The sequence below is a fragment of the Paraburkholderia eburnea genome, assembly GCF_002917095.1.
GTDB lineage: Bacteria > Pseudomonadota > Gammaproteobacteria > Burkholderiales > Burkholderiaceae > Paraburkholderia > Paraburkholderia eburnea.
The window spans coordinates 44,637-67,658 of sequence record NZ_PQGA01000029.1 but is presented as its reverse complement, the minus strand read 5'-3'; the positions used below and the strand labels follow the sequence as shown (position 1 = coordinate 67,658).

Genomic DNA, 23,022 nt, shown 5'->3' with positions numbered 1-23,022 from the left:
GGGAACCGACAAGCTTACCGAGGTCGAAACGCGACATTTCTAATTGGCTAGAACACGACATTTCTATAAAGCTACTACATGCAAAACTTCGATAATTTATGTTATGTCAAATCATAGCCATTCCGTACTCAACAGTATCTGTCTTCCTGAAGACTGGCTTCCTCTTTCGATCCGAACTCACTATCTCGATCCGAGACATGACGTTGCGCTAAATTGAAACTCACGGCTGTCCCGCGCGTGCCGCCTCGCATCCTTGCCGAGAAATGCGATGAGCGCGGCCTCGCCATTCTTCAGGCCACTTCGTCGAGCGGTGCAAATGAGGCCCGTCAGTTCACCCGCCTCGAACGCAGCGATGATCGCTGGATGGACATAGCACTTGCGACAGACCGCGGGGGTATTACGCAGTAGTTGCGCGACGGTTTTGATCATCTCGACCACATGTTTGTGCGCCTCAGCCACCGTGTCCCATTCAAGCTTGCTCAATACGGCGAGCGCGAAAACACTGCCCGCCCACGTCCGATAATCCTTGGCGGTGAAATCGGCGCCTGTGGCCTCGCGCAAATACGCGTTGACGTCCGATGAATCGACGCTGTGGCGCTCACCCCCGGCATCAAGATACTGGAACAGTTCTTGGCCCGGGAGGTCCATGCAGCGCTTCATGATGCGTGCGAGGCGGGGATCGCTGACGGCGACATCATGCTCGATACCGCTCTTGCCGCGAAACCTGAAGCGTAGCGTTTGTGCGGATACTTTCACATGGCGCTTGCGCAGCGTCGTCAGCCCATACGAACGGTTGTCGCGGGCGTATTCTTCGCTGCCGACCCGAATCAGTGTGGTATCGAGCAGCCGAACCACAGTCGCGAGCACCTTGTCGCGCGGAATGCCGCCAAGCGCCAGATCGCGTTTGACGCGCGCGCGCAGCCTGGGCAGTGCTGCGCCGAACGCGAGCATACGCTCATATTTGTCGGCATCGCGCGTGGCGCGCCATTCAGGGTGATAGCGATACTGCTTTCTGCCGCGCGCGTCGCGCCCGGTCGCCTGCAGATGGCCGCGCGCATCCGGGCAGATCCAGACATCGGTGTAGGCCGGCGGAATAGCCAGTGCGTTGATGCGTCGGATCTCGAGCTCGTTGTCGATCCGCTTTCCCCGCGTATCGAAGTAGGCGAAAGCTCCGTGAGACCGTCTACGGCTATAGCCACCGTGCGAATCGTCGACGTAGCGCAATCCTCCGGGCAAGCCCCGCGCGTCGGCGTCGGTGTTCTTGTGTTTCTTTTTCACCGTTGCCTCCGCCGTCGCTCGTTGCCCTGGCGAAACGCTTAGCAATCCGCGTGCCGTGACGCCGTCGCCCGTATCGATGCCGCGCCGGTTTCCAGCGCCGCCACATTGCCTACGATCACACGCACATCGGCAAAGCCTCCCCCCGCGCAGTCTGTAAAGAATGCAGAGCAAATGAGATGGCCGGAATACGAGCAATTTCCACCGACGTCAGGCGCGTAGCTTGCTCAAGCACTACTTTTAGCCGCTCCATTCGGTTACTCAGGAGGCCAACATGGCAACCATTCCGCAACCCCTTCAAACCGGTGCGCGCATCATCGGAAAAGGCAGCGATACCGCTACCGGTCCAGGACCCGACATCATGGCCGCCAGCACGCTGGAGGGAAACCGCGTGCTGAGTTCGGATGACCAGGATCTCGGCAAGATCAAGGAAATCATGCTTGACGTGCAACGCGGGCGCATTGCTTACGCCGTCTTGTCCAGTGGTGGAGTCCTCGGCCTCGGAGATAAGCTGCTGGCTTTGCCGTGGTCCTCACTCACGCTCGACACCACGCAGAAGTGTTTCCTGCTCAACGTTACCGCAGAGCACGTCAGGAATGCGCCGGGCTTCGACAAGGATCATTGGCCGAGCATGGCTGATCTCGGCTGGGCGACCCACGTACACGAGTACTATCACGCTGAACCCCACTGGCACAACGATCCCCTGGCTCACGCGGAACGGATTGAGACCGGTGCGGCCTTCGACGATGGACCGCCGGAGCCGCCCGAAGCCGGCGGCGTAAAGCTGTAATGGCCCGCGCAGTACCACCGTTCAGGCCAAGAGGAGGGTTTTCGTCCATATTGCTTTACCGCTAACGGAGGAACGAGCAGCTCGAATCCGAACTGCTCGCTCGCAAGCGAATAACTCAGGATGCCGCTGGGGTCGTTGTCGGCAGACAGCGTCGCGAGTCCCGGGCCTGTTTCGGCGGCCCAGGCATGTGCAGGACGCTCATCGCGCTTCATGCGCTCACGATTTAGCCCGATCGCATCGTGGCCAACCTGGAATTGACCTTAAGCGGGGGCGAATCGTCGTGATACGGCGGTTTCGGCTCGAACTGTTCGATTACGTCCGGCTCGAAGATTAGACAATACGTGCTGCCGCCGTATTGAAAGAAACCGAGTTCGTCGCCCTTTTCTACATGTTGTCCGGGTAGCGCCACGATACGGCAGGAAGACACTTCCGCCATCCCGACGAACACACAGGCGACCAGCCCCACCGCGGGCGTGTCGCATTCGATCACGATGACCGCTCGCGCCGCAACCGCCGTGGTGTAGCCCTGCGAGTCGTTCAGTCCGCGCGCGTCCGTTCCTTCGGCCTCCACTTCCGAAAAAAACGTGCCGTCGACGTTATAGGCCTCGCGCACTCGCCCCGCAACCGGCGCATGCCAGCGGTGATAGTTGAACGCACTCAGATATCCCTGATACACCGTGCCGCCCGAAAAGCGCATCACGACATCGTCAGGACTGCCCTCGAGAATTTCCCGCAGGGAATAGGGTTGCGCTTTAATCCAGAAGCGGTCGTGAAGTTGACAGTTTTCGCTGACGTTATAAGGCGACGCTTCACAGGCGTTGACAACAACATGAGGGTCGTCGGGCGCCGCAACCGGCCTCACTCCATCACGCAGACGGCGTGTAAAGAACGCGTTCCAAGACTCGAATCCCCAATGTGGCTGCGAGCGGTCGCTGACGAATTCGTCTAGCCGCATCTTCTGTTGCGCGGCCTCGCTGAACCAGCCATGCGGCGCTGACGTCGTGAGGTGCTCACGCGAATGCGGCCCGGAAAGAAAGCCGCACCAGTAGTCCAGTACACGGCGCAATTGAGCATTGAACGCCGGATCCCTGAAAACGAGGTAGCCCGACGGCATGCACATCGGCCAGTCGAGCACCAGGTTCAGCGGCGTGGCGATCGGCACGGAGGCATTGAACGGTGGCGCATAGGTCGAGAGGTAGTCGATGATGCTCAGCAGTTCGTCGATCGACGTATAACCCAGCGTAAATCCGGCATCACGGGCCTGTGCAATTGCGCGAGACAGATGCATACGCAAAACCGTATCGCCATGGATGAGATCCGCGAGCTGACGCACTACCAGCGAACGCGGCGTCGTGCCAGCACGTTCGTATGCCGCAGCGGCAATTTCCTCACGAAAGGCAATTGCTATCTCCTCTTTCGCCGGTAGCCAGTTGCCAAGACGTCGTTTGGACGTCGTCTGCGTGTTGTTGGATGCTTTGGCGTCCATGCCTCACCTCCCTGCTACGCGTAATTGGAGCGACCAGGTGATTATTCGCCTACCTTTTGTGCAAGCGTCTGGGACATACGGTAATGCTCCTCGACGGTCGGCAGGGCTTTCTGGGCCGCCTTCTTGATGTCGGCGTTCTGCCCGTCGGCGATTTCCTTCTGGAAAGCCTGGATCGCATCCTTATGCCCCTCCACCCCTACTTTCTGTGCGTAGGCTTTGTCGAACTCCGCACCCTTTAGCGGACGCAGTGCGTCGAGCACGGAGGTATCGGAGTTGTCCTTGGGCACCGTTACACCGTGCGGGGCGGCCATCTTGAGCTCCATGGCGAGTTTCGTATGATCGACGATCATGTGCCGTGCGAAGGCATGCACGTCCTTGTTCTGCGTGTTGTGCGTGGCCAGTTTTGCCGCGTCGATTTCGGTGGAAGATGCCATCGAAGCCGTCTGGATGAAGTCGCGGTCGACCTGAGGCAAGGGATTCGCGGCCGTCGTCGAAGCGGCTTCGGTTTGCTGCGCCTGCGAGCAAAGCGATACGCCAAGCAGTCCTAGCGAACAGCCGAGAGCGGCGAGCGTGGTTTGAGTTGAGATTTTCATTTCGGTTCTCCAGATTCGGCATACAAGGAACGCGCACCACGTTGTCGAGCGATGCGTGTCTGGGTGGTGTGGCGAAGCCGCAATCAGCATGCCCTCGGGATTTACCCGCACAAGACGCGAACTGGACCGACGTGGGCGCGTTGTGTGCGTGCGCGCCCGGCTATGGCGCGCACGTGACGAATGACGCCGCTGTCGCCCGTGGCACACCGATTGCGACAGGCAACTGATTGAAAGCCTTCGGCAAGCATTCAGTTATGTACCGGGGCTCAAGTCCTTCGCTTCTCTCTTGTGCCTGCGACGATGCCCGCCACAATTCCCCGTGCCGTCTGGTACGCGCTTCTCTCGAATGTCGTGGTAGCGATCTGCAAACTCGCCGCCGCGCTCTACACCCATTCCGGCGCCACACTCGCCGAAGCCGTGCACTCCAGCGCCGACTGTTTCAATCAGATCTTGCTGATCGCCGGACGCCGTGCCGCACACGAGCGCCCCGACGAGCTGCATCCGTTCGGCTTTGGCCGCGAGACGCATTTCTACGCCATGCTGGTCGCGCTGCAGTTTTTTATCGTCGGCGGCTTGCTGTCGGTGGGGATCGGCGCCTGGCGTCTCTGGCATCACTCCGCACTCGACCATCCGCTGATCGCGGTTGCAGTTCTGCTGGTCTCCGCGGTCATCGAAGGCAATGCGCTACGCGCCTCGATCCGTACAATCGACCGCAAACGCCGTGCGGGAGGCCTCTGGCGCTGGTTTCGCGAAACCGGACAGATCGAAACCATGCTTTCGATTGGCGAGGACACCGCCGCTCTTGCAGGCGTGACAGTGTCGCTCATGGGCACTGCCCTCGCCGCATTGACGGGCTGGGCGGGATTCGACGCGATCGGCAGCATTGGAGTGGGCGGCGTCATGATGGTCACCGCCGTGTTTTCGCTGCGCGAAACGAAGTCGCTGATAGTCGGCGAATCGGCCCATGCACATGTGCGCCAGGATATGCGCGAGTGGCTCGACGCGCGCCCAGAAGTCGAGCGGATTGTGAGCCTCATTGTCCTTCGCTGGTCGGACAGCCACGTCGTCGCTGTTCAGGCTGAACTGGCACATCAGCGCGACGCCGACGACCTCGTGCGTACCATCGACCAGATCGAGACTGATTTGCAGCGTGCCTTCCCTTCTGCACGCTGGGTTTTCTTTGAACCCGAATTGCGCGAACACGGCGAGCATCCGGTCTGAAGCGAACTGCTTGCGTCGGGCCGCGGCAATACCTCTGCGCAAGGTAATGGCCCGTGCCCTTTTTCCGTCGCTCGACCGAGCCGTGAGAGCCGTCATGCCCCACCATACCCAAGCGGCACGCTGATGCCGGCGCCCACCTGCGCGAGCAACGGTTCGCGGCGGCTAACGCTGTGACGGGGAGTCTTATGGCGTTACCGGCCGCCACTTTTGCCGTGAGCCTGCTACAAACCAAGCGCCGCTCGTAAATAGTGGGCGGTCCGGCTCTGCGTTGACTGCGCGATCGTTTCCGGCACACCGCTCGCGACGATGCGACCGCCTTGGTCCCCCGCCCCGGGCCCAATGTCGATCATCCAGTCGCTTTGCGCCGCCACCCGCATATCGTGTTCAACGAGAATCACCGTATTGCCAGCGTCCACCAGCGCATGCAATTGCACCATCAAACGATCGGCGTCGGCGGGATGCAAACCGGTGGTGGGTTCGTCGAGGATATAAAGCGTGTTGCCGCGCTGCGCGCGCTGCAGCTCAGTCGCTAGCTTGATGCGCTGCGCCTCGCCGCCCGATAACTCGGTTGCCGGCTGACCGAGCCGTAGATAGCCAAGTCCGATTTCGCGCAGCACGTCGAGTGAGCGCATGACCTGCGCCTCGCCTGAAAAGAACTCGCACGCGGTATCGACTGTCATCGCCAGCACTTCGGCAATATTGCGCTCGCGCCAGCGGATGTTGAGCGTCTGAGGGTTATAACGATTGCCGTGACAGGTCGAACAGGGCGCGTAGACGCCAGGCAAAAACAGGAGTTCGACCATCACGAAGCCCTCGCCTTCGCAGGTCGGGCAGCGCCCTTGGGCGACGTTGAAGGAAAAACGGCCTGCGCTGTAGCGATGCTTGCGTGCTGCGGGCGTCTGCGCAAACAGCTTGCGCACGTGGTCGAAAAGTCCGCTGTAGGTCGCGAGATTGGAGCGCGGCGTACGGCCAATGGGCTTCTGGTCGACGCTCACAAGCCGACGGATACGCTCCATTCCCGCGACGATGCGGCCATCGGTCGGCTCTTGAAAGGCGGCGGGTAATGGATCGGCTTCATCGTCCTGTGACGCTTCAACCGCGTGGCCCAGCCGCATCGCCACCAGATCGGGCAGTGCCTGGCTCACCAGACTCGATTTTCCCGAGCCCGATATGCCGGTGACGACACTCAGACAACCCAGTGGAAAGGCCACGTCCAGATCGCGCAGATTGTTGCGGCGCACTCCTTCGATGCGCAGCCATTCATGCGGCTCGCGACGCGGTGCGGCAGCGCCAGCGCGTTCATCGCGCCCAGCGTGGGCGAACAGATAGCGGCGCGTATGCGACCCTGCAACATGCTCGAGACCAGCGGGCGGACCGCTGTAGATCACATGCCCGCCCGCCTCGCCTGCCGCCGGGCCGACATCGACGAGCCAGTCGGCACGCTCCATCAGCGCAAGGTCGTGCTCGACCACAAACAGCGAATTACCCGCCGCCTTGAGCCGCTGGAGAGCTTCGAACAGCGCGTCACCATCGGCGGGATGCAATCCGGCTGATGGCTCGTCGAGCACATAGACGACGCCGAAGAGTTGCGACGAAAGCTGTGTTGCCAGCCGCAGCCGCTGGAGTTCGCCCGCGGACAGCGTCGGCGTTGCGCGGTCGAGCGCCAGATAACCCAGGCCCAGTTCAATCAGCGTCTTCACGCGAGCGAGCAATTCGATCGCCAGCCGCTGCGCGGCCACGCGCTTTTCGTCCGAGAAATTGGGCGTGCGGCGCACGTCGGGCGCGGCACGATGTTCCGAGCCGCCCGCGGCAACGCGCCGCGCGGTGGCGTCGCGCGTTGCATCCCGGTCAAGGGTTGCGCCGCACCTCGACGTAACGTCGGACGGCCACTCGCCTCGCGAGATGGGTTCGAGCAAGGCGGCGAGCCGCTCGATGGGCAGTCGCGAAAACTCGCCGATGTCCAGCCCCCCGAACTTCACGGACAACGCTTCCGGCTTCAGTCGCTTGCCGTGACACGCCGGGCATTCGCTGCTGATCATATATTGCGATACGCGCTTCTTCATCAACGCACTCTGGGTGTTGGCGAAGGTGTGCAACACGTAGCGGCGCGCGCCAGAGAAGGTTCCCTGATAGCTCGGCTCGGCCCTGCGTTTGAGCGCCGTACGCGTTTCCTGTGGCGTAAAGCCAGCATAGACAGGAACAGTCGGCTGTTCCTCGGTGAACAAAATCCAGTCTCGATCTTTTTTCGGCAATTCGCGCCACGGCGTATCGACGTCATATCCCAGCGTGACCAGGATATCGCGCAGGTTCTGGCCATGCCAGGCGGGCGGCCACGCGGCAATAGCGCGCTCGCGGATAGTCAGCGAGTCATCTGGGACCAGCGAGCGTTCAGTTGCGTCGTAGACACGCCCCAGGCCGTGGCAAGTCGGGCAGGCGCCCTGCACCGTGTTGGGCGAAAAGTCTTCCGCGTAGAGCATCGGTTGTTTCGGCGGATAACTGCCGGTGCGCGAATACATCATGCGCACGAGGCTCGAAAGCGTCGTCAGGCTGCCCACCGACGAGCGCGCGCCTGGCGCGCCGCGTTGCTGCTGCAGGGCAACGGCGGGCGGCAGGCCTTCGATCGCATCGACATCGGGCGCACCGGCCTGTTCGATTAGCCGGCGGGCGTAGGGAGCCACGGATTCAAAATAGCGTCGCTGCGCTTCCGCGTAAAGCGTGCCGAATGCGAGCGACGATTTGCCCGAGCCCGAAATCCCGGTGAAGACTACGAGCGCATCTCTTGGAATATCGACTTCGACATTCTTGAGATTGTGTTCGCGCGCTCCTCGAACCCGCACGAAACCGGCAGGGGCCGTACTCAGAGCCGATCCAGTATCGCCAGGAGCCCCGTTTGAATTCTGAAGAGATTTCTTCATGGCAGTAGCGCAGTGCAAGTGACAGACAGTCGTGTCCAGGTGCGAATCTTGCGACGCCTCCCGCACCATTCATACCCGACCCGGAACCCGATAATGCCCTGGATCGACCCAGCCTGTTTGTCCGAACGACGTGGCCGAGTAACACAACTCCTGCTCAATCCACGCGGCGATATCGACGGCCTGATTCTGGACGGACGCCTTCAGGGTCATGTGCCGCCTCATCTGGGGACGTGATCGGACGCTACGTCAAACCGGGGGACCGTATCAGCGTTCGTGGCCTCAAACCCCGGCATGTCCAATTGCTCGCCGCAGTGCTTTTGATAACGGGTGGTGGGAAGCAGATTCTCGTCGAGGGTCCCGATCGTGGCACCCATGGGAGCAAGCAGCCAACGGGCAGAGAGACGGAAATCGACATGATTGAAGGGATGCAGTTCGACCGCGGCGACGTGCGCCCTACTTCATCAGCGATCCGGACAAGCAGGCGGCGTCTCTGGACGACGCCCTGATCCTGCTGCACGACAAAGAGATATCGATGGTGAAGCACTGGCCACGCTCGTGGTCAACGCGGTGCGAGGCATCCTCAAAGTCGCGGCCGTCAAGGCGCCCGGGTTTGGCGACCGCCGCAAGGCGATGCTTGAGGACATCGCGATCCTCACGGCTGCAACCGTCATCTCCGAGGAAACCGGCAAGCAACGGCAGAAGGCAACGCTCGCGGATCTCGGGCGCGCGAAGCGCGTCGAAGTGCGCAAGGACGACACGAGGCTCAAAGCCGCTGCTCTACCAACTGAGCTAACGGCCCAGTCTTCTTTTTCGCCCTCCGTCATGGTGCTCTGTATGCTCGCCCTAACCGATATCGATCGTGCGACTCGTGGACGGCGCCGGCTCCGTTTTCGGCACGGTCAACGTGAGTACGCCGTTGTCGAACTTTGCCAGGGCGCGACCGGGATCGGCGTATTCAGGCATCGGGATCGTGCGCACGAAGCGTCCATGAGCACGCTCCAGCCGGTAGCAGCCGTTTTCCTCACTGCGCACATCCTGCTTTTTCTCACCGCGCAGCACGATCGCGCCGTCCTCGACGCTCACCTTCACGTCTTCGCGCTCCATCCCGGGCAGTTCTGCGGTCACGCGCAGTACCGGTCCCTCATCGACAACGTCGATGCGGGGCTGGAAGCGCGATGAACTGAAGTCGCCGAACCATCGCTCTAGCGCGCCACGGCCTGCAAACGGGTCGTGAAAAAACGCCTCCACGGCACGCCATGGTTCGCGTGGGAACAGTCGCGCAATGTCGGGCAGCGAGGCGCGCCATGGTTCGGTTTCGTTCGCCGGCGGGCTCTCCGGGCTGTCCGCATCGGACTTGCGCGCCGGCCCGCGAAGGAACTTGAAGGGATTCCACTTTTTCGGATCGGAGTTCATCGTTTCCTCCTCTGGTATCTGGCAGGAGAACCGTCTTGCGCTCATGGCGCCGGCGCCCCCGCTTTTTTCCGCTGTCAACGTTTTCAGACTGAGTGTCAGGCGCGGCTGCCTCAGCCATCCTGTTCTCCGCAACCGCGAATGCTCCTTTCCAGGCCGCCTCACGGCGCAAGACAGCGACGCGCTGCACCTGCAGTGCTCAGCCACCACGGCGCGCTGTGCACGCTGGTGCAGATGCCGGTCGGCCCTCACGTTCAATCCTGGCTATATACCAGGCTGTCGGGAACGGCTGGCTTGCCCCGGCCTCCGCTGTCGGAGGGTGGCAGCCAGGCAGCCGCCACCCGGTATGCTTCCTGCCGTGACTGCCCGCGCGCCGACTTCAGCCCGTCCGCACTTCGATCCGCCGCGGGCGCGCCTCGTCGCGGCGTGGGACCGTGAGCTTCAGTACGCCGTCCTGCAGACTCGCCTCGATCTTCGACGTATCGAAGTCCGGGGAGAGCGTGAACGTGCGCGTAAAGCGCGGCTCACGGACCTCGGCATGCTGCAGCCGCAGATTGGCCGGTGTCGGCACGACCGCCTCCGCCTCGATGACGAGACTGCTGTCATGGACCCGCACATCGAGCTTGTCGCGGGTGACGCCGGGAAGGTCGGCCCACAACGTGACGCCCTGGGTGTCCTCATAGATATCGACGGCGGGCGTAATCGTCATCCGCCGCGCGGCAGGCCCGCTTTCGCTGCGCGTGATCGCCGACGGGTCGCGCTTGCTCAGTTCGGTGGTATCGCTCATTTTCGGCTCCCTGGATTACTGGACGGTGATTGCTCGCGGCTTCGAGGATTCGCGCTTGCCGATAGCGATCGACAGGCAACCATTCTCGTAGCGTGCCTGAACCTTGTCGGGGTCTGCGTTCTCCGGCAGTTCGATGACGCGCCGGAACGCGCCAGTGAAGCGCTCCTGCGCATAAGCGCGTGTGTCCTCGCCAGTATCCGGTGGGGCCGGCTTGCGCTCACCGCTGATGGTCAGCAGCCCTTTGTCGATCGACACGTCGAGTTCCGCCGCATTGATGCCGGGTGCAAACGCGACAATCTCGATCGAATCGTCGGTGGCACCAATATTGACCGGCGGGAACATGCCGAAGCGGCTCGCCCGAAGACTGGAGGGAAAAGTACCGAAGAGGTTCGCCATCTGCCGCTGCAGCCGGTCGAACTCGCTGAAGAGGTCAGTTCCAAAGTAGAGATCGCTCATGATGCTGTTCTCCTCACGTGATACATGGAGGCGAACGGACCTACGCGCTCCAGTTCGCCTGCCATCTGGCATAACAAGTCGAAACACGCAGCGCACGGAACATCGGGACACGCGCGTCTGCCTGAGCGAAATCCAAGATAGGAACTGCCACGAAAATTTCAAGAGGGAAAAATAGCGGTTTGCCCTTGAAAATTTTTTGATAGTTCCTATCATCGCGGCGGAACAACACTGCGAATGGAGGACATCGTGGAATTCGATACCGACTGGCTGACCTTGGGCCCACACCGCGTTCGGCTGCGCTCGACCAAGGGTTTTCCAACGGAAGCAATGCGCAAGGCGGTGGACGTCATCCGGATTGCGGTCGACAACAACATGAGCGCCCGCGCTCGCATCGTGGAAGTGGTCTGCCGGCACGAAAAAAACTATGAAGTCACGATCGGGACGACCATCGCCAAGGACAAGGTTTGTGCTCCGCAACTCGAAACATTTGTCGCGGGCGTGCTCGGCCTGCCGGCTGACCACATCAACCTGATCGTCACCACGGTGGATCAGTCCGAAGTGGATCTGCATTTTGGTGTGTACGAGCGGATGCTCGCCGAGAAACTGGGCGTGGCGCCGCCGATCCAGTGATCCGGACGGCGGACGGAATGGCCGGGCCGGTAGCCGGAGTGTGCCTCGAGCGTGACCGGAACATGACCCTCGGGGACGGAACTTCGCTACCCGCCCGCGGAATGAACAGCGTCAACGACACCGGCTACCTGCGGAGTCCGGCAACGTGCGGCCTAAACTGTGTATTCCGCGATGGTCCGATCACGCTCGCCGATGACCTCGCGAAAATGTCTGGCAACTAACCTGGTATTGTGCGACCTGGCTTGCCCCGAGGCTTAGTCCGGGAAGCCTTTAGCGACGGCTATTCTATTCTTTCAGGCGGAGAAAATCGGCGTGGTGACAAATGCCAATGTGATGTCGCCCCCCTGACCGCAACCGCGCCATAATCGAAAAGGAGTTGTTGCGCCAGCAGTACGTTTGTCCCGCCCAGGCTTTGGATTATCGCGAGAATCCGTCGGCTATTCGGACGCTGATAGTGTTGATGGATTTCGTCTAATCGGTGGAAATCGTGATGACCGAAGACGCTTTGACACTCGCCGTGCCCCGCATATTCAGCGGTGCCAGACCCCTGTGGCGGTAAAACGTCTGAAGGTGCGGGCGTCGGATTGCCTCCCTCTCCGAGGTCAAAAATTTGTGCCCTCACATTTTCTGGCTGGATTTTTTTAAGTTCTTCAACGGCCTCCTCTGCATCACGAATGAATCGAAACAAACCAATGAGCGATATTTCGGACATGAGTGCCTCCTTACCTGCCACACGCTTTATTTTGTCCCTGGGAGCGCAAAAACCATTCTACCCGGGTTTTAAAATTAAGAATAGACAGATTTAAATAGACATTTAGGTAGGACTTTTAATCAAGATAAGTGAAGTTTCGTCGCGCCTTCCTCGCACTGCCGTGTCCTCTGCCGACAAATGTTGGAGATCCCTGGGACTAAATTTTGCGACGCGCGCCTTATTTCACTAACGAGCGGGAAGGAAGATATGAGAGTCAGCGTTTATAACGACGGCGACGAGTCGATCCGTGTAATTGCAGATCGGAAGGTGGGTAACGAGACGTTAATCGATGCAGGCGAAGAGGTTGTCCTTGAGGCAGAACGAATGATCCAACTCATCGAAATCGGGGGCGCGGATCCGACCGACCCGGACGAGGATGCGGACGACGAAGGGTTGGAGCGCTGATCAGGGACACGCCAGACGCCGCCACGTGTCCTTTGCGGGCGCAATCAGTGGTCCAGTGATAGCAAAACGCCATTTGGCCTCATTTTCGTGGATGGGCTACGCGGGGCGCCCATCACGCATTGGCCTGGGCAGTCACGACCGTCAACTGGTGTCCTCAGGTCCGAAATCTGCTACTGCTAATTTTCCCTTTCCCGCAGCCCATCAGCGCAGCGGGTGACGGCGTGAGAGTGGTCGCGCGGACTCCGCCGCGCTCCAAGCCGGGGGCTTTGTCGGAGCGCGCGCAATTTCCTACGGAGAACGCCGATGTGCTGGATCGTCCCTCCGCTCTGCCAGAAGCGCTTGCGGGTTTTCGGCGCGGGCGTCGCAACATCGTGCGCGCTCTACCAGACGTGCTCTGCGGCCACCCCTCTCTCCTATCTACTCCATAGCGCAGGCCCTGCGGCTTCGACCGTCAATATACTGGCGTGGGCGCTCATCGCACTATGTTCTGCCGTGTCTATCGCAGTTGCTTTATTGCTGGTAGTGGCCATTGCGAAGCGCCGCGGATCGTTGGAATCGCAGTCGATACCCGAAACGGTCGTCACCGACGGTAGCCCCGAACACAGTGCCTCCCGTGAGCACGCCGCGAATCGCATTGTCATTGCCGGTACCGCGGTCTCAACAGGGCTATTGTTCGTCGCGCTGATCGGCATGCTACGCGTGCTTGCCGCAATCGCCGAGCCTCCGCGCTCACCGTCCGTCTCCGTCACCGTCACGGCCTATGACTGGTGGTGGAAAGTCACCTACACAATGCCCGACGGAAATCGTTTCGTGACGGCCAACGAAATCCACATTCCTGCCGGTGAACCGGTAGAGGTGAATCTCTCTAGTGCAGACGTCGTGCATGCCTTCTGGGTGCCCGCGCTTGCGGGCAAGACCCAGGCAATCCCGGGTCAGGCGAACCGCCAATGGCTTCAGGCCGACCATGCCGGTGTATGGCGCGGCCAGTGCACCCAGTTTTGCGGCCCACAACATGCCCACATGGCTATGGAGGTCGTCGCCGAAACACCTGAGGCGTACGAACGCTGGCTGGTCAGCGAAGGGAGTCCCGCCGCGGCGCCTGGAAACCCGGCTGCCTTGCGCGGCGAGCAAATCTTCGAGTCGCGATGCGCGGCGTGTCATGCCGTGCGCGGCACAAGCGCCAACGGTGCGCAGGCGCCTGACCTCACGCACCTGGCGTCGCGTCGCCTGATCGCCGCGGGAACGCTCGTCAATACGTCCGCAAATCGCATCGAATGGATCGAGCACGCGCAGCGCATCAAGCCTGCCTCACTCATGCCTGATTTCGCCCTCACACACGATGAGGCCATTGATCTCGGGGCGTGGCTCGACACGCTTCAATGACGCGACCCCACCATGAACCGCTCCCCGGCTTCCCCCGCTGCAGGACCCGAGGCAGACATGCCAGTCGTGCCACATAAGCGAACCGCGTGCCTTTCGCGCGTGCCGGAGACGGGCACTGAGCCCCTCGACGCGGAAAGCGTACGCCGACTCGAAGCCATCTGGGAAACTCGACCCGGCTGGCGCGGCTGGTTTTGTACCGTGGACCACAAAAGCATCGGTATCCGCTACCTGGTGACGGCGTTCATATTCCTGCTGCTAGGCGGCAGCGAAGCGCTCGTGATGCGCGCGCAGCTCGCCCTGCCCAACGAGACGCTGCTCACGCCGCAGCAGTATGACCAGCTGTTCACGATGCACGGCGTCACGATGATCTTCCTCTACGCGCTTCCCGTGCTGAGCGGCTTCTCCAACTATCTTTGGCCACTCGTGCTCGGCTCGCGCGACATGGCGTTCCCACGTCTGAATGCGCTGTCCTATTGGGTCTTTCTTGGTGCGGGACTGCTGCTCTATGCGAGCTTTCCGCGCGGCCAGGGCGCGGATGCAGGCTGGTTCAACTACGTCCCGCTCGCTTCGGCAAACTACGATCCAGGGCCGAACATCGACGTGTACGCACTGGGCATGGTGCTGCTCGGCATCTCGACGACCGTGGGCGCCGCCAACTTCGTTGTCACTTTTCTGCGCATGCGCGCCGCCGGTATGTCAGTCGCGCGCTTGCCCATTCTCATCTGGGGCACGCTCACGGCTTCGTGTGCGAATCTGCTTGCCGTGCCTTCGGTGAGCCTCGCGTTCTTCATGCTCTGGCTCGACCGCAATGCGGGCGCGCATTTCTTCGATGTCGCAGCCGATGGCCGCCCGCTGCTCTGGCAGCACCTGTTCTGGATCTTCGCGCACCCGTGGGTCTACGTCGTGGTGCTGCCGGCGATGGGTATTGTCTCGGAAGCGTTGCCGACGTTCTGCCGCCGCCCGATCGCCGCCTATGCTGCCGTCGCCTTATCGACGGTCGCGACCATGTTGATCGGCTTCGAGGTTTGGCTGCACCACATGTTCGCGACGGGCCTGCCGCCGCTTGCACTGGCGTTCTTCGGCGCGGCGAGCATGCTGATTTCGGTGCCGAGCGCTATCGCCGTGTTCGCGTGGATCGCCACCATCTGGACCGGCAGGCCCGTGTTCAAGACGCCGTTTTACTACTTCGCGGGCTTCGTGCTGATGTTCACCGTGGGCGGTGTTTCCGGCGTCATGACGGCCGCTGTGCCGCTCGACTGGCAGCTCACCGACACCTACTTCGTGGTCGCCCATCTGCACTACGTACTGCTCGGCATTAACGTTTTTCCGGTACTGGGCGGACTCGTCTACTGGTTTCCCAAGTTCACGGGACGGCTGATGAACGAGCGCTTCGGCAAGTGGACGTTCTGGGTGCTGTTCGTCGGCTTCAATCTCGGCTTTTTTCCGATGCATATTTCCGGGCTGCTCGGTATGCCGCGCCGCGTTTACACCTATCCCGCCGATATGGGCTGGAATACGTCGAATCTGCTCACGAGCATCGGCGCCTTCGTGTTCGCCATCGGCATCGCCATGTTTATCGGCAACGCGCTTGTAAGCCTGCGGCGAGGCGCGCACGCCGGCGCCAATCCATGGGACGCGAGCGGGCTCGAATGGTCGACGAGTTCTCCGCCGCCGCCCTACAATTTCGCCGTGCTTCCGAGCGTAAACTCGCGCGACCCGCTTTGGTCCGCCGACGCGAGCGGGCCGCGCCCCGGCTATCTGCTGCATCGCGGACGCGAGGCGCTGGGCGTGTCGCCGATGACTGGCGAACCGGACGTGATCCTGAAGATGCCCGACGACTCCTGGGCGCCGTTCGTTCTGGGCGTGGCCGCGACGGCGGTGTTCGTCGCGCTGCTCCTGCATTCCGCGACGTCGACGGCGTTCGCTGCGCTGGTCTGTGCGGCGGCGCTGGTCGCCTGGCTCTGGCCTCGTCGTGAGCTGGGTCAGCGCGAGCCGTTCGCGCCACAGCCTGCGCCGTCCAACGATACAAGAACCGCCGATGACAGTCTGGCGCTTCCCGTGGGCAGCGCCGGCGAGCACGCGGGCGGCTGGTGGGGTGTCCTCACCTTGGTCGTGACTGAGGCCGCGCTGTTCGGCTATCTGATTTTCTCGTATCTCTACCTCGCGTCGCAGAGCCCGCGGCTGTGGCCACCCGATGGCTTGCCCAAACTCGGCGCAAGCAGTCTGAATACGTTGCTGCTACTGTCGAGCAGCGTGTTCGTCTGGCTCGCGGGGGCGCTGGTCCGGCGCGCGCGTACCGTCCCGGCGTTCTGGGCGATGGCGGCTGCCATCGCGCTCGGCGCAGCGTTCGTTGGCATCCAGTTCAAGGAGTGGCACGAGCGGCCCTACGGGCTGTCGTCGAATCTCTATGGCTCGCTCTATTTCACCATCACGGGCTTTCATATGGCGCACGTGATAGCCGGCCTCATCATGCTTTGCTGGCTGGCCGTCTGGATCGCGCGCGGTTATTTCGACGGTCGGCGCGACGCGGCGCTCAATATCGGCGGCCTTTACTGGCATTTCGTCGATGTCGTATGGCTGTTCATCTTCAGTGTGCTCTATCTGTCGCCCTACTGGATGCGAGATCGATGATGGAATCCGCTCCCGCATCGCCTGCCCGAACGCCGAAGCGCACGATCCACGCCGCCATGTGGTTCGGCTTGCTAGGCGTGCCGCTCGTGTGGGCTGGGCACGTTCTGGTCTGCACCGGCCTCGTGGCGATCGCCTGTGCGGGCGGCGTCGCGCAGCGCAACGCGTTGCCGTGGAGCGTGACGCATTGGCTCCTCGCGCTCGTATCCGCCGCTGCGTGCGCACTGTCCTGCGCGGGCATTCTGGCCGCCCGCGCATCGTGGCAAAAGACCGCAACGTTACCGGCGCCGCGACGCGAAACGTTCCGCTTTGTCGCGTGGTGCAGCACAGCCGTTTCAATCGCCTTCACGCTCGGGCTTGTGTTCACGATGGCGGTGTTGGTCACGCTACCCTTACAGCGCGTTTGCGAGGCGCTGCGATGAGCAGGCCGCGCGCGAACTGGCTCGTCGCGGTCGCTGTGATCGCTATCACGGGAACATGCCTTGTCGTCTTGCCCGGCGCGTGCGACAAACGCGACGACGCATCGGCTGCCACGGCGCTAAAGCCGCCGCCTGACGCCACCCTGATCGCGCTCGGCGAGCAGCTTGCGAAAGCGGGCGATTGCGCTTCGTGCCACGACTCCGCGCGGCGCGAGCCGTTCGCGGGCGGCCAACCCGTGAACTCCCCCTTCGGCCCGATCTACGCGAGCAACATTACGCCGGATCCGCTGCACGGAATCGGCCGCTACTCGCCCGAACAATTCGCCGCGGCCTTGCAGGATGGCGTCGCGCCCGGCGGCAAACGGCTCTACCCGGCGATGCCGTATCCCTCGTTCGCCGCGCTCGACAGACACGACATCGACGCGCTTTACCAGTACTTCATGTATGGCGTCACGCCGGTCGCAAACGCGACACCGTCCACGCGCCTGCCCTTTCCCTTTAACCAGCGCTGGGTTCTGCTGTTCTGGCGTCTGCTGTTTGCGCAGCACGGGCGCTTCGAGCCCGATCCGGCGCATGATGCGCAATGGAACCGGGGCGCGTGGCTCGTGCAGGGCCTCGGACACTGTGGCGCCTGCCACACGCCGCGCGGCCCCGCTTACAACGAAATGGGCTACACCGAGCATAGCCCGCTCTACCTCACCGGCGGCTTGGCCGACCACTGGTCCGCGCCGAACCTGACCGGCGATACGGGCAGCGGCCTGGGCCGCTGGAGCACCGAGGACATCGTGGCTTTCCTGCGCGACGGGCACAATGCACGCGCCTATGCGTTCGGTGCGATGGCGCCCGTGGTCGGCGCGAGCACGCAGTATCTGGATGGCGACGATCTGCGCGCCATTGCCGCGTACCTGAAATCATTGCCTGTCCGCGCGGCGAGCGGCGCCTACACCGATAGCGCGGCCGCCCGCGCGGCTACCCAAGCGACGCTTTACAACGGCGTGCCGGAGTTGCCCGGCGCGGGCGTCTATCTGGCATTCTGCGCGAAATGCCATGGCGCCGACGGACGCGGCACGCCCGACAAGGCGCCGCCTCTGGCGGGAAGTGCGCTCGCGTTGTCGGCTGACGCGACGAGCGCGCTGCGCATCATCATTGAAGGCAGCGAAAGTCCGCAAACGCCGAATGGAGGCGAGCCGCGCAGGATGCCCGCGTTTCGCGCGCAATTCACGGACAGCGAGATCGCGCAGGTCACGAGTTTCGTGCGCAATGCATGGGGAAACCGTGCCGCCGCGGTCGCGCCCGCGGAGGTGACCCGACTGCGCGCTGCAATCCACCGCTAGGGCGCTGTGATGCAACGCGGCCTTCGCTGTGCGCGCTGGATGTTCTTCGAACCCGAATTACGCGAGCACGACGAGCAACCTGTCTGAAGCCGTTTCGGCGGGCAAGGCCTTTGCGCAAGGCAAAGACGCCTATTCCTTCTTTTCCGCCTTTTTCCTTTTCGCGTTAATCGACCGAGCCAGGAGAACTGTCATGCCCAGCCAGACCGAAACCGCTCTTCATGCCCAGGCGCGCCCCGAATCGCGTACCGGATCGCACTCGAGTACGCACCGAGCGTCCCTGGAAGACACAATAGCGCTCACCCTGACGATCAACGGCACGCAGCACGCGTTGAGCATCGAACCGTGGACCAGCCTGCTCGATCTGTTGCGTGAGCAGTTGCATCTGTGCGGCACAAAAAAAGGCTGCGACCACGGCCAGTGCGGCGCCTGCACTGTCCTCGTGAACGGCGTGCGTATCAATTCATGCCTCGCGCTCGCCCTCGTGCATGACGGCGCGCAGATCACCACCATCGAAGGACTCGCTGAGGGTGACACGCTGCATCCGGTTCAGCACGCTTTCGTCGAACACGATGCCTTTCAGTGCGGCTACTGTACGCCGGGGCAGATCTGCTCGGCGGTCGGGCTGCTCGCGGAAGGTCACGCGCACTGTCGCGACGACGTGCGCGAACAGATGAGCGGCAATCTGTGCCGCTGCGGCGCCTATGTCAATATCGCCGATGCTGTAGATGCCGTGCGTTGCGCCCGGTCCCCCGCAGCAAACGGGGAGGACGCGCGATGAACCGCTTTTCCTACGCAAGGGCGACCAGCGTCGCCGACGCGGTGCACCTGCACTCAGTCACACCCCACGCGCAATTCCTCGCGGGCGGCACGAATCTGGTCGACCTGATGCGCGAAGACGTCCTGCGCCCCACGGCGATTATCGATATCACACGCCTGCCGCTGCGCGACATCGAGCCGACGTCGCAAGGTGGCCTGCGTATCGGCGCGCTGGCGAGCAACAGCGCACTCGCCTGGGATGCGCGCGTGCGCGAGCGGTATCCACTGATCACGCAGGCGATCCTGGCGGGCGCCAGCGCGCAGATCCGCAATGCGGCGACGGTTGGCGGCAATCTGCTTCAGCGTACGCGCTGCCTCTATTTTTACGATCCTGCCACCTGCTGCAACAAGCGCGCGCCGGGCACCGGCTGCGCCGCGCTCAACGGCGTCAATCGCATGCATGCCATCTTCGGGGCGAGCGAACAGTGCATCGCCACGCATCCTTCCGATTTATGCGTCGCGCTCGAAGCGCTCGACGCGAGTGTGTTGATCGCGGGACGCAACGGTTCACGCACCCTGCCTTTCGATGCGCTGCATCGCCTGCCTGGCAACACGCCGCATCGCGAAACCGTGCTGGAGGAAGCGGAACTCATCACTGCCGTCGAGGTGCCTGCCGAAGGTTACGGCCAGCACGCCACCTATCTGAAACTGCGCGATCGCCAGTCCTACGCATTCGCGCTGGTTTCCGTCGCGCTCGGCCTGCGTGTGGAAGACGGCCAGATCGCCGCGCTCGGCTGCGCGCTGGGCGGCGTCGCACACAAGCCGTGGCGCGACCGCACGGCCGAAGCAATGCTGCTCGGCCGCGAAGCCAGCGATACCCGCGCACACGAGCAGTTCGCCGATGCCGTAGTCGCACACGCCGCCCCCCGCCCCGGCAATGCATTCAAGGTCGAACTCGCCCGCCGCGCGATTGTGCGCGCCTTCGAACGCGCGCTTTCGGGTTCGCCGACGGCGTCAACCCAACACGACGTCCGGGAGGAATGAGCATGACCACCGTTTTCGACAAATCCGTGACCCATATCGGCGCGCCGCTATCCCGTTTGGACGGGCGCAGCAAGGTCACCGGCGCAGCCCGCTATGCCGCCGAATTTCCCGCCGCAGGGCTTGTGTACGGCGTGGTCGTCAACGCGCCGGTAGCGCGCGGTGAAATCCTCGCCATTGACGCGACCGCCGCGCGGGCGATGCCCGGCGTGCTGACCGTCCTCACGCACGAGAACCGCCCCGAACTGGCTGACGACGACGCGGCCTGGAAAGATCAGGTGGCGCCGGGTGGTACGCCGTTGCGACCGCTGGGCGATGCGCACATACGCTTCGCTGGTCAGCCCGTCGCAATGGTGGTCGCCGAAACGCTCGAACTCGCGAGCCATGCGGCCCGGCTCGTACGCGTACGCTGCCGCAGCCAGCCGCATCAGACCGAGCTCGCCAGCGTGGTGAAGGATGCGGTTGTGCCGTCGAACGAAAAAGCCGGCTTCGAGCCACCGCCCGCGCCACGCGGCAACGCTTACGAGGCGCTCGCACACGCCGAAGCGCACACCGACGCGTTCTACTCCACGCCGATGGAATATCATCAGCCGGTGGAAATGCATGGCTGCACGGTCGTCCCCTCTGCCGATGGCCGCTACACGGTGTACGAAAAAACCCAGGGCGTGGGCAATACGCAGCAGTATCTGATGAAGGTTTTCGGGCTCGCGCGCGAGCGCGTACGGGTTGTGTCGCCGTTCGTGGGCGGCGCTTTCGGCGCGGGTCTGCGGCCCCAGTATCACCTGCCGCTCGCGATGATGGCCGCGCGTGTCCTGCGTCGGCCCGTACGAGTCACGCTCACGCGCGCGCAGATGTTCGCGTCTGGTCACCGTCCGGCCACGATCCAGCACGTCGCGCTGGGAGCGCGGCGCGACGGGCAGCTGCAGGCCGTGATCCACGAAGCCGTTGGCGAAACTTCGCAGTTCGAAGATTTCACCGATGTAGTCGTCAACTGGGCGGGCCAGCTCTATCGCGCCGAACACGTGCAACTCGGCTACAAGGTTGGCCGCCTTGATCTACCGACGCCGGCAGACATGCGTGCCCCGGGGGCCGCACAAGGGCTGTTCGCGCTCGAATCCGCGATGGACGAGCTTGCCGTGGCGTTGCAGATGGACCCGCTCGAACTGCGCATCCGCAACTATGCCGACGAGGACGCCAGCAAACGCCGCCCGTGGTCGAGCAAGGCGCTGCTCGACTGCTATGCGCAGGGCGCGGAGCGCTTCGGCTGGGGCGCGCGCATTGCCACGCCGCGCGCGATGCGCAACGGGCACGAACTGGTGGGCTTTGGCATGGCCACGGGTATGTGGGACGCCATGCAGAACGAAGCGAGCGTGCGCGCCGTTCTCGACGCCGACGGACGGTTGGCGCTCGCGAGTGCCACGGCGGATATTGGCACCGGAACTTATACGGCGATTTCGCAGATCGCCGCCGATGCGTTTCATCTGCCGATCACCGACGTTCATTTCACGTTGGGCGATACCAGTTTGCCGCCGGCACCAATCGAAGGCGGGTCGTGGACCATCTCATCGGTAGGCAGTGCGGCGTCTGTCGCCTGCTCGCGGTTGCGGGCGCGCCTCGCGCAACTGATCGTCGCTCACGGCGGCGCACGCTTCGCCAACCTCGACGCCGATGCGCTTTCGGAAGCACTTGTCATCGAACGCGGCGAAGTGACCGTTGCACCGGACAGACCGCGCATCGGCATCGCCGCGCTGCTGGCAAGCGCGGGCATGAAGACGCTGGAAGAACAGGTCACACTTAAGCCCGAAGAATTGCAGCGACGCTATTCGATGGCGACACATTCGGCCGTGTTCGTCGAGGCGCGCGTGGACGAGTCGCTCGGCACGATCCGCATTGCCCGCGTAGTCAGCGCCATCGCTGCAGGTCGCATCGTCAACCCGAAGACGGCGGCGAACCAGATCGCGGGCGGCGTGGTATGGGGCATCGGCATGGCGTTGCACGAGCATGCGCAGGTCGATCACACGCTTGGCCGCGTCATGAATCACAACCTCGCCGAATATCACATACCGGTCAATGCCGATATCGGCGAGATAGACGTGCTGTTCGTCGACGAGCAGGACGATGTCGTCAATCCGCTCGGTGCGAAGGGCGTGGGAGAAATTGGCGTGGTGGGCGTGGCGGCAGCTGTGGCCAATGCCATCTTCAATGCGACAGGCAAGCGCGTGCGCGATCTGCCCATCACGTTGGACAAGCTGCTTTAGGCTGCAGGGTCGCGGGCACCCGGCTTGCGGTCGCGGGATGACTTCTCATGACTTCGGGAGCTTTCCATGCCGCAAGCCACTCGTTTTCGTTCACGCCGCAACACCACGATTGTGTCGATTTTCTGTGCTGCGCTCATCGTCATCACGTTTGTCCTCGCCGAAATGAAGCCGTGGTCGCGCAAGCCTGCCGACGCTGGCCTTTGCCAGAATAACCCGGCGCAATGGCGTCAGACAGCGCTGCAAAACAAGACCGGAGGCACAGCGTTCGCCATTCCGTCGGGCGCCCGCTGGGACGAAGAGAGTCGGCGCTGGGTCGTGCCGTTCCGCACCCGGGATCAGCAGGCTGGCGACCCCAATCAAACCGCGCTGATCGACTGCACAGGCGCCGTCACGATACCGAATACGCGGGGCGGCTGAGCCATCGCGCGGGGGATCGCGCGACGAACACCTCGACGACCGCCGAAAACGGAAACCCGAAACCAGG

The 23,022-nt window shown here is 62.7% G+C and carries 20 protein-coding genes and 1 pseudogene; 13 read left to right on the top strand and 8 right to left on the bottom strand.

All coding sequences use genetic code 11. The features are described from left to right. Positions 1-180 precede the first annotated feature (180 nt). A complete protein-coding gene (locus B0G62_RS29105; RefSeq protein WP_103707627.1) occupies positions 181-1,278 on the bottom strand; it encodes a DNA topoisomerase IB in 1,098 nt (365 codons plus the stop codon). A 271-nt stretch (positions 1,279-1,549) separates the two neighbouring features. Between B0G62_RS29105 and B0G62_RS29100 the strand changes: the two genes are divergently transcribed. Further along, positions 1,550-2,065, top strand: a complete 516-nt coding sequence (locus tag B0G62_RS29100) for a PRC-barrel domain-containing protein (RefSeq protein ID WP_103707626.1) — start codon at positions 1,550-1,552, stop codon at positions 2,063-2,065. A gap of 223 nt (positions 2,066-2,288) precedes the next feature. On the opposite strand, the gene B0G62_RS29095 is transcribed toward B0G62_RS29100, so the two are convergent. Together B0G62_RS29095 and B0G62_RS29090 are read right to left on the bottom strand one after the other, a co-directional pair. Further along, the gene (locus B0G62_RS29095; protein WP_103707625.1) at positions 2,289-3,551 is read right to left on the bottom strand and encodes a phosphatidylserine decarboxylase family protein; all 1,263 of its coding nucleotides are present in this window, start codon (positions 3,549-3,551) and stop codon (positions 2,289-2,291) included. Between the two features lie 41 nt (positions 3,552-3,592). Further along, on the bottom strand, positions 3,593-4,144 hold the full coding sequence (locus B0G62_RS29090; protein WP_103707624.1) for a DUF4142 domain-containing protein: 552 nt from the start codon (positions 4,142-4,144) through the stop codon (positions 3,593-3,595). Between the two features lie 300 nt (positions 4,145-4,444). On the opposite strand from B0G62_RS29090, the gene B0G62_RS29085 reads away from it, so the two are divergent. Then, a complete protein-coding gene (locus B0G62_RS29085; protein ID WP_103707623.1) occupies positions 4,445-5,365 on the top strand; it encodes a cation diffusion facilitator family transporter in 921 nt (306 codons plus the stop codon). 221 nt (positions 5,366-5,586) lie between these two features. Here B0G62_RS29085 and B0G62_RS29080 read toward each other — a convergent pair whose 3' ends face one another. Further along, the gene (locus tag B0G62_RS29080) at positions 5,587-8,280 is read right to left on the bottom strand and encodes an excinuclease ABC subunit UvrA (protein WP_103707622.1); all 2,694 of its coding nucleotides are present in this window, start codon (positions 8,278-8,280) and stop codon (positions 5,587-5,589) included. A gap of 398 nt (positions 8,281-8,678) precedes the next feature. Here B0G62_RS29080 and groEL point away from each other — a divergent pair. Next, positions 8,679-9,039 (top strand): annotated as a pseudogene (gene groEL, locus B0G62_RS29075) (chaperonin GroEL); the annotation flags it as partial. Between the two features lie 84 nt (positions 9,040-9,123). Here the strand turns inward: groEL and B0G62_RS29070 are convergent. From B0G62_RS29070 to B0G62_RS29060, 3 genes are all read right to left on the bottom strand, one after another. Beyond that, positions 9,124-9,693 (bottom strand): Hsp20/alpha crystallin family protein, encoded by a 570-nt coding sequence (locus tag B0G62_RS29070; RefSeq protein ID WP_103707621.1) that lies wholly within the window; start codon positions 9,691-9,693, stop codon positions 9,124-9,126. Positions 9,694-10,069: 376 nt separating this feature from the next. Then, positions 10,070-10,477, bottom strand: a complete 408-nt coding sequence (locus B0G62_RS29065) for an Hsp20/alpha crystallin family protein (RefSeq protein ID WP_103707620.1) — start codon at positions 10,475-10,477, stop codon at positions 10,070-10,072. Positions 10,478-10,492: 15 nt separating this feature from the next. After that, a complete protein-coding gene (locus tag B0G62_RS29060) occupies positions 10,493-10,933 on the bottom strand; it encodes an Hsp20/alpha crystallin family protein (RefSeq protein ID WP_103707619.1) in 441 nt (146 codons plus the stop codon). A 246-nt stretch (positions 10,934-11,179) separates the two neighbouring features. Here B0G62_RS29060 and B0G62_RS29055 point away from each other — a divergent pair, with 246 nt between their 5' ends. Next, positions 11,180-11,563, top strand: a complete 384-nt coding sequence (locus tag B0G62_RS29055; RefSeq protein ID WP_103707632.1) for a hypothetical protein — start codon at positions 11,180-11,182, stop codon at positions 11,561-11,563. A 280-nt stretch (positions 11,564-11,843) separates the two neighbouring features. Here B0G62_RS29055 and B0G62_RS31495 read toward each other — a convergent pair whose 3' ends face one another. Continuing rightward, complete coding sequence (locus B0G62_RS31495) at positions 11,844-12,275, bottom strand: hypothetical protein (RefSeq protein ID WP_146055379.1); 432 nt, start codon at positions 12,273-12,275, stop codon at positions 11,844-11,846. Positions 12,276-12,521: 246 nt separating this feature from the next. On the opposite strand from B0G62_RS31495, the gene B0G62_RS29050 reads away from it, so the two are divergent. The 9 genes from B0G62_RS29050 to B0G62_RS29010 all read left to right on the top strand — a co-directional run bounded on the left by B0G62_RS29050 (position 12,522) and on the right by B0G62_RS29010 (position 22,955). Then, positions 12,522-12,719 (top strand): hypothetical protein, encoded by a 198-nt coding sequence (locus tag B0G62_RS29050; protein ID WP_146055378.1) that lies wholly within the window; start codon positions 12,522-12,524, stop codon positions 12,717-12,719. 492 nt (positions 12,720-13,211) lie between these two features. Then, the gene (locus tag B0G62_RS29045; protein ID WP_244193424.1) at positions 13,212-14,102 is read left to right on the top strand and encodes a cytochrome c oxidase subunit II; all 891 of its coding nucleotides are present in this window, start codon (positions 13,212-13,214) and stop codon (positions 14,100-14,102) included. Positions 14,103-14,159: 57 nt separating this feature from the next. After that, positions 14,160-16,733 (top strand): cytochrome c oxidase subunit I, encoded by a 2,574-nt coding sequence (gene ctaD, locus B0G62_RS29040; protein ID WP_244193423.1) that lies wholly within the window; start codon positions 14,160-14,162, stop codon positions 16,731-16,733. Continuing rightward, complete coding sequence (locus tag B0G62_RS29035; RefSeq protein WP_103707615.1) at positions 16,730-17,152, top strand: hypothetical protein; 423 nt, start codon at positions 16,730-16,732, stop codon at positions 17,150-17,152. The genes ctaD and B0G62_RS29035 overlap by 4 nt, the downstream gene beginning before the upstream one ends. Next, positions 17,149-18,483 carry a c-type cytochrome gene (locus B0G62_RS29030; RefSeq protein WP_103707614.1) on the top strand — a complete coding sequence of 445 codons (1,335 nt, stop codon included), beginning with the start codon at positions 17,149-17,151 and terminating at the stop codon, positions 18,481-18,483. Before B0G62_RS29035 ends, B0G62_RS29030 begins: the two co-directional genes overlap by 4 nt. A gap of 190 nt (positions 18,484-18,673) precedes the next feature. Beyond that, entirely contained in the window at positions 18,674-19,261 is a 588-nt protein-coding gene (locus tag B0G62_RS29025) for a (2Fe-2S)-binding protein (RefSeq protein ID WP_103707613.1), read from the top strand. Continuing rightward, positions 19,258-20,283, top strand: coding sequence for an FAD binding domain-containing protein (locus B0G62_RS29020; RefSeq protein WP_103707612.1), 1,026 nt, complete (start codon positions 19,258-19,260; stop codon positions 20,281-20,283). Before B0G62_RS29025 ends, B0G62_RS29020 begins: the two co-directional genes overlap by 4 nt. Positions 20,284-20,285: 2 nt before the next feature. Further along, complete coding sequence (locus tag B0G62_RS29015; protein WP_103707611.1) at positions 20,286-22,538, top strand: xanthine dehydrogenase family protein molybdopterin-binding subunit; 2,253 nt, start codon at positions 20,286-20,288, stop codon at positions 22,536-22,538. Positions 22,539-22,604: 66 nt separating this feature from the next. Next, the gene (locus B0G62_RS29010) at positions 22,605-22,955 is read left to right on the top strand and encodes a hypothetical protein (protein WP_103707610.1); all 351 of its coding nucleotides are present in this window, start codon (positions 22,605-22,607) and stop codon (positions 22,953-22,955) included. Positions 22,956-23,022: the final 67 nt, after the last annotated feature.

Excerpts from the sequence above, each read along its gene's own strand:
- B0G62_RS29100 (WP_103707626.1), top strand. The coding sequence starts at position 1,550 with ATGGCAACCATTCCGCAACCCCTTCAAACCGGTGCGCGCATCATCGGA.
- B0G62_RS29095 (WP_103707625.1), bottom strand. The coding sequence starts at position 3,551 with ATGGACGCCAAAGCATCCAACAACACGCAGACGACGTCCAAACGACGT.
- B0G62_RS29090 (WP_103707624.1), bottom strand. The coding sequence starts at position 4,144 with ATGAAAATCTCAACTCAAACCACGCTCGCCGCTCTCGGCTGTTCGCTA.
- B0G62_RS29085 (WP_103707623.1), top strand. The coding sequence starts at position 4,445 with ATGCCCGCCACAATTCCCCGTGCCGTCTGGTACGCGCTTCTCTCGAAT.
- B0G62_RS29080 (WP_103707622.1), bottom strand. The coding sequence starts at position 8,280 with ATGAAGAAATCTCTTCAGAATTCAAACGGGGCTCCTGGCGATACTGGA.
- B0G62_RS29070 (WP_103707621.1), bottom strand. The coding sequence starts at position 9,693 with ATGAACTCCGATCCGAAAAAGTGGAATCCCTTCAAGTTCCTTCGCGGG.
- B0G62_RS29065 (WP_103707620.1), bottom strand. The coding sequence starts at position 10,477 with ATGAGCGATACCACCGAACTGAGCAAGCGCGACCCGTCGGCGATCACG.
- B0G62_RS29060 (WP_103707619.1), bottom strand. The coding sequence starts at position 10,933 with ATGAGCGATCTCTACTTTGGAACTGACCTCTTCAGCGAGTTCGACCGG.
- B0G62_RS31495 (WP_146055379.1), bottom strand. The coding sequence starts at position 12,275 with ATGTCCGAAATATCGCTCATTGGTTTGTTTCGATTCATTCGTGATGCA.
- B0G62_RS29050 (WP_146055378.1), top strand. The coding sequence starts at position 12,522 with ATGAGAGTCAGCGTTTATAACGACGGCGACGAGTCGATCCGTGTAATT.
- ctaD (WP_244193423.1), top strand. The coding sequence starts at position 14,160 with ATGCCAGTCGTGCCACATAAGCGAACCGCGTGCCTTTCGCGCGTGCCG.
- B0G62_RS29035 (WP_103707615.1), top strand. The coding sequence starts at position 16,730 with ATGATGGAATCCGCTCCCGCATCGCCTGCCCGAACGCCGAAGCGCACG.
- B0G62_RS29030 (WP_103707614.1), top strand. The coding sequence starts at position 17,149 with ATGAGCAGGCCGCGCGCGAACTGGCTCGTCGCGGTCGCTGTGATCGCT.
- B0G62_RS29025 (WP_103707613.1), top strand. The coding sequence starts at position 18,674 with ATGCCCAGCCAGACCGAAACCGCTCTTCATGCCCAGGCGCGCCCCGAA.
- B0G62_RS29020 (WP_103707612.1), top strand. The coding sequence starts at position 19,258 with ATGAACCGCTTTTCCTACGCAAGGGCGACCAGCGTCGCCGACGCGGTG.
- B0G62_RS29015 (WP_103707611.1), top strand. The coding sequence starts at position 20,286 with ATGACCACCGTTTTCGACAAATCCGTGACCCATATCGGCGCGCCGCTA.
- B0G62_RS29010 (WP_103707610.1), top strand. The coding sequence starts at position 22,605 with ATGCCGCAAGCCACTCGTTTTCGTTCACGCCGCAACACCACGATTGTG.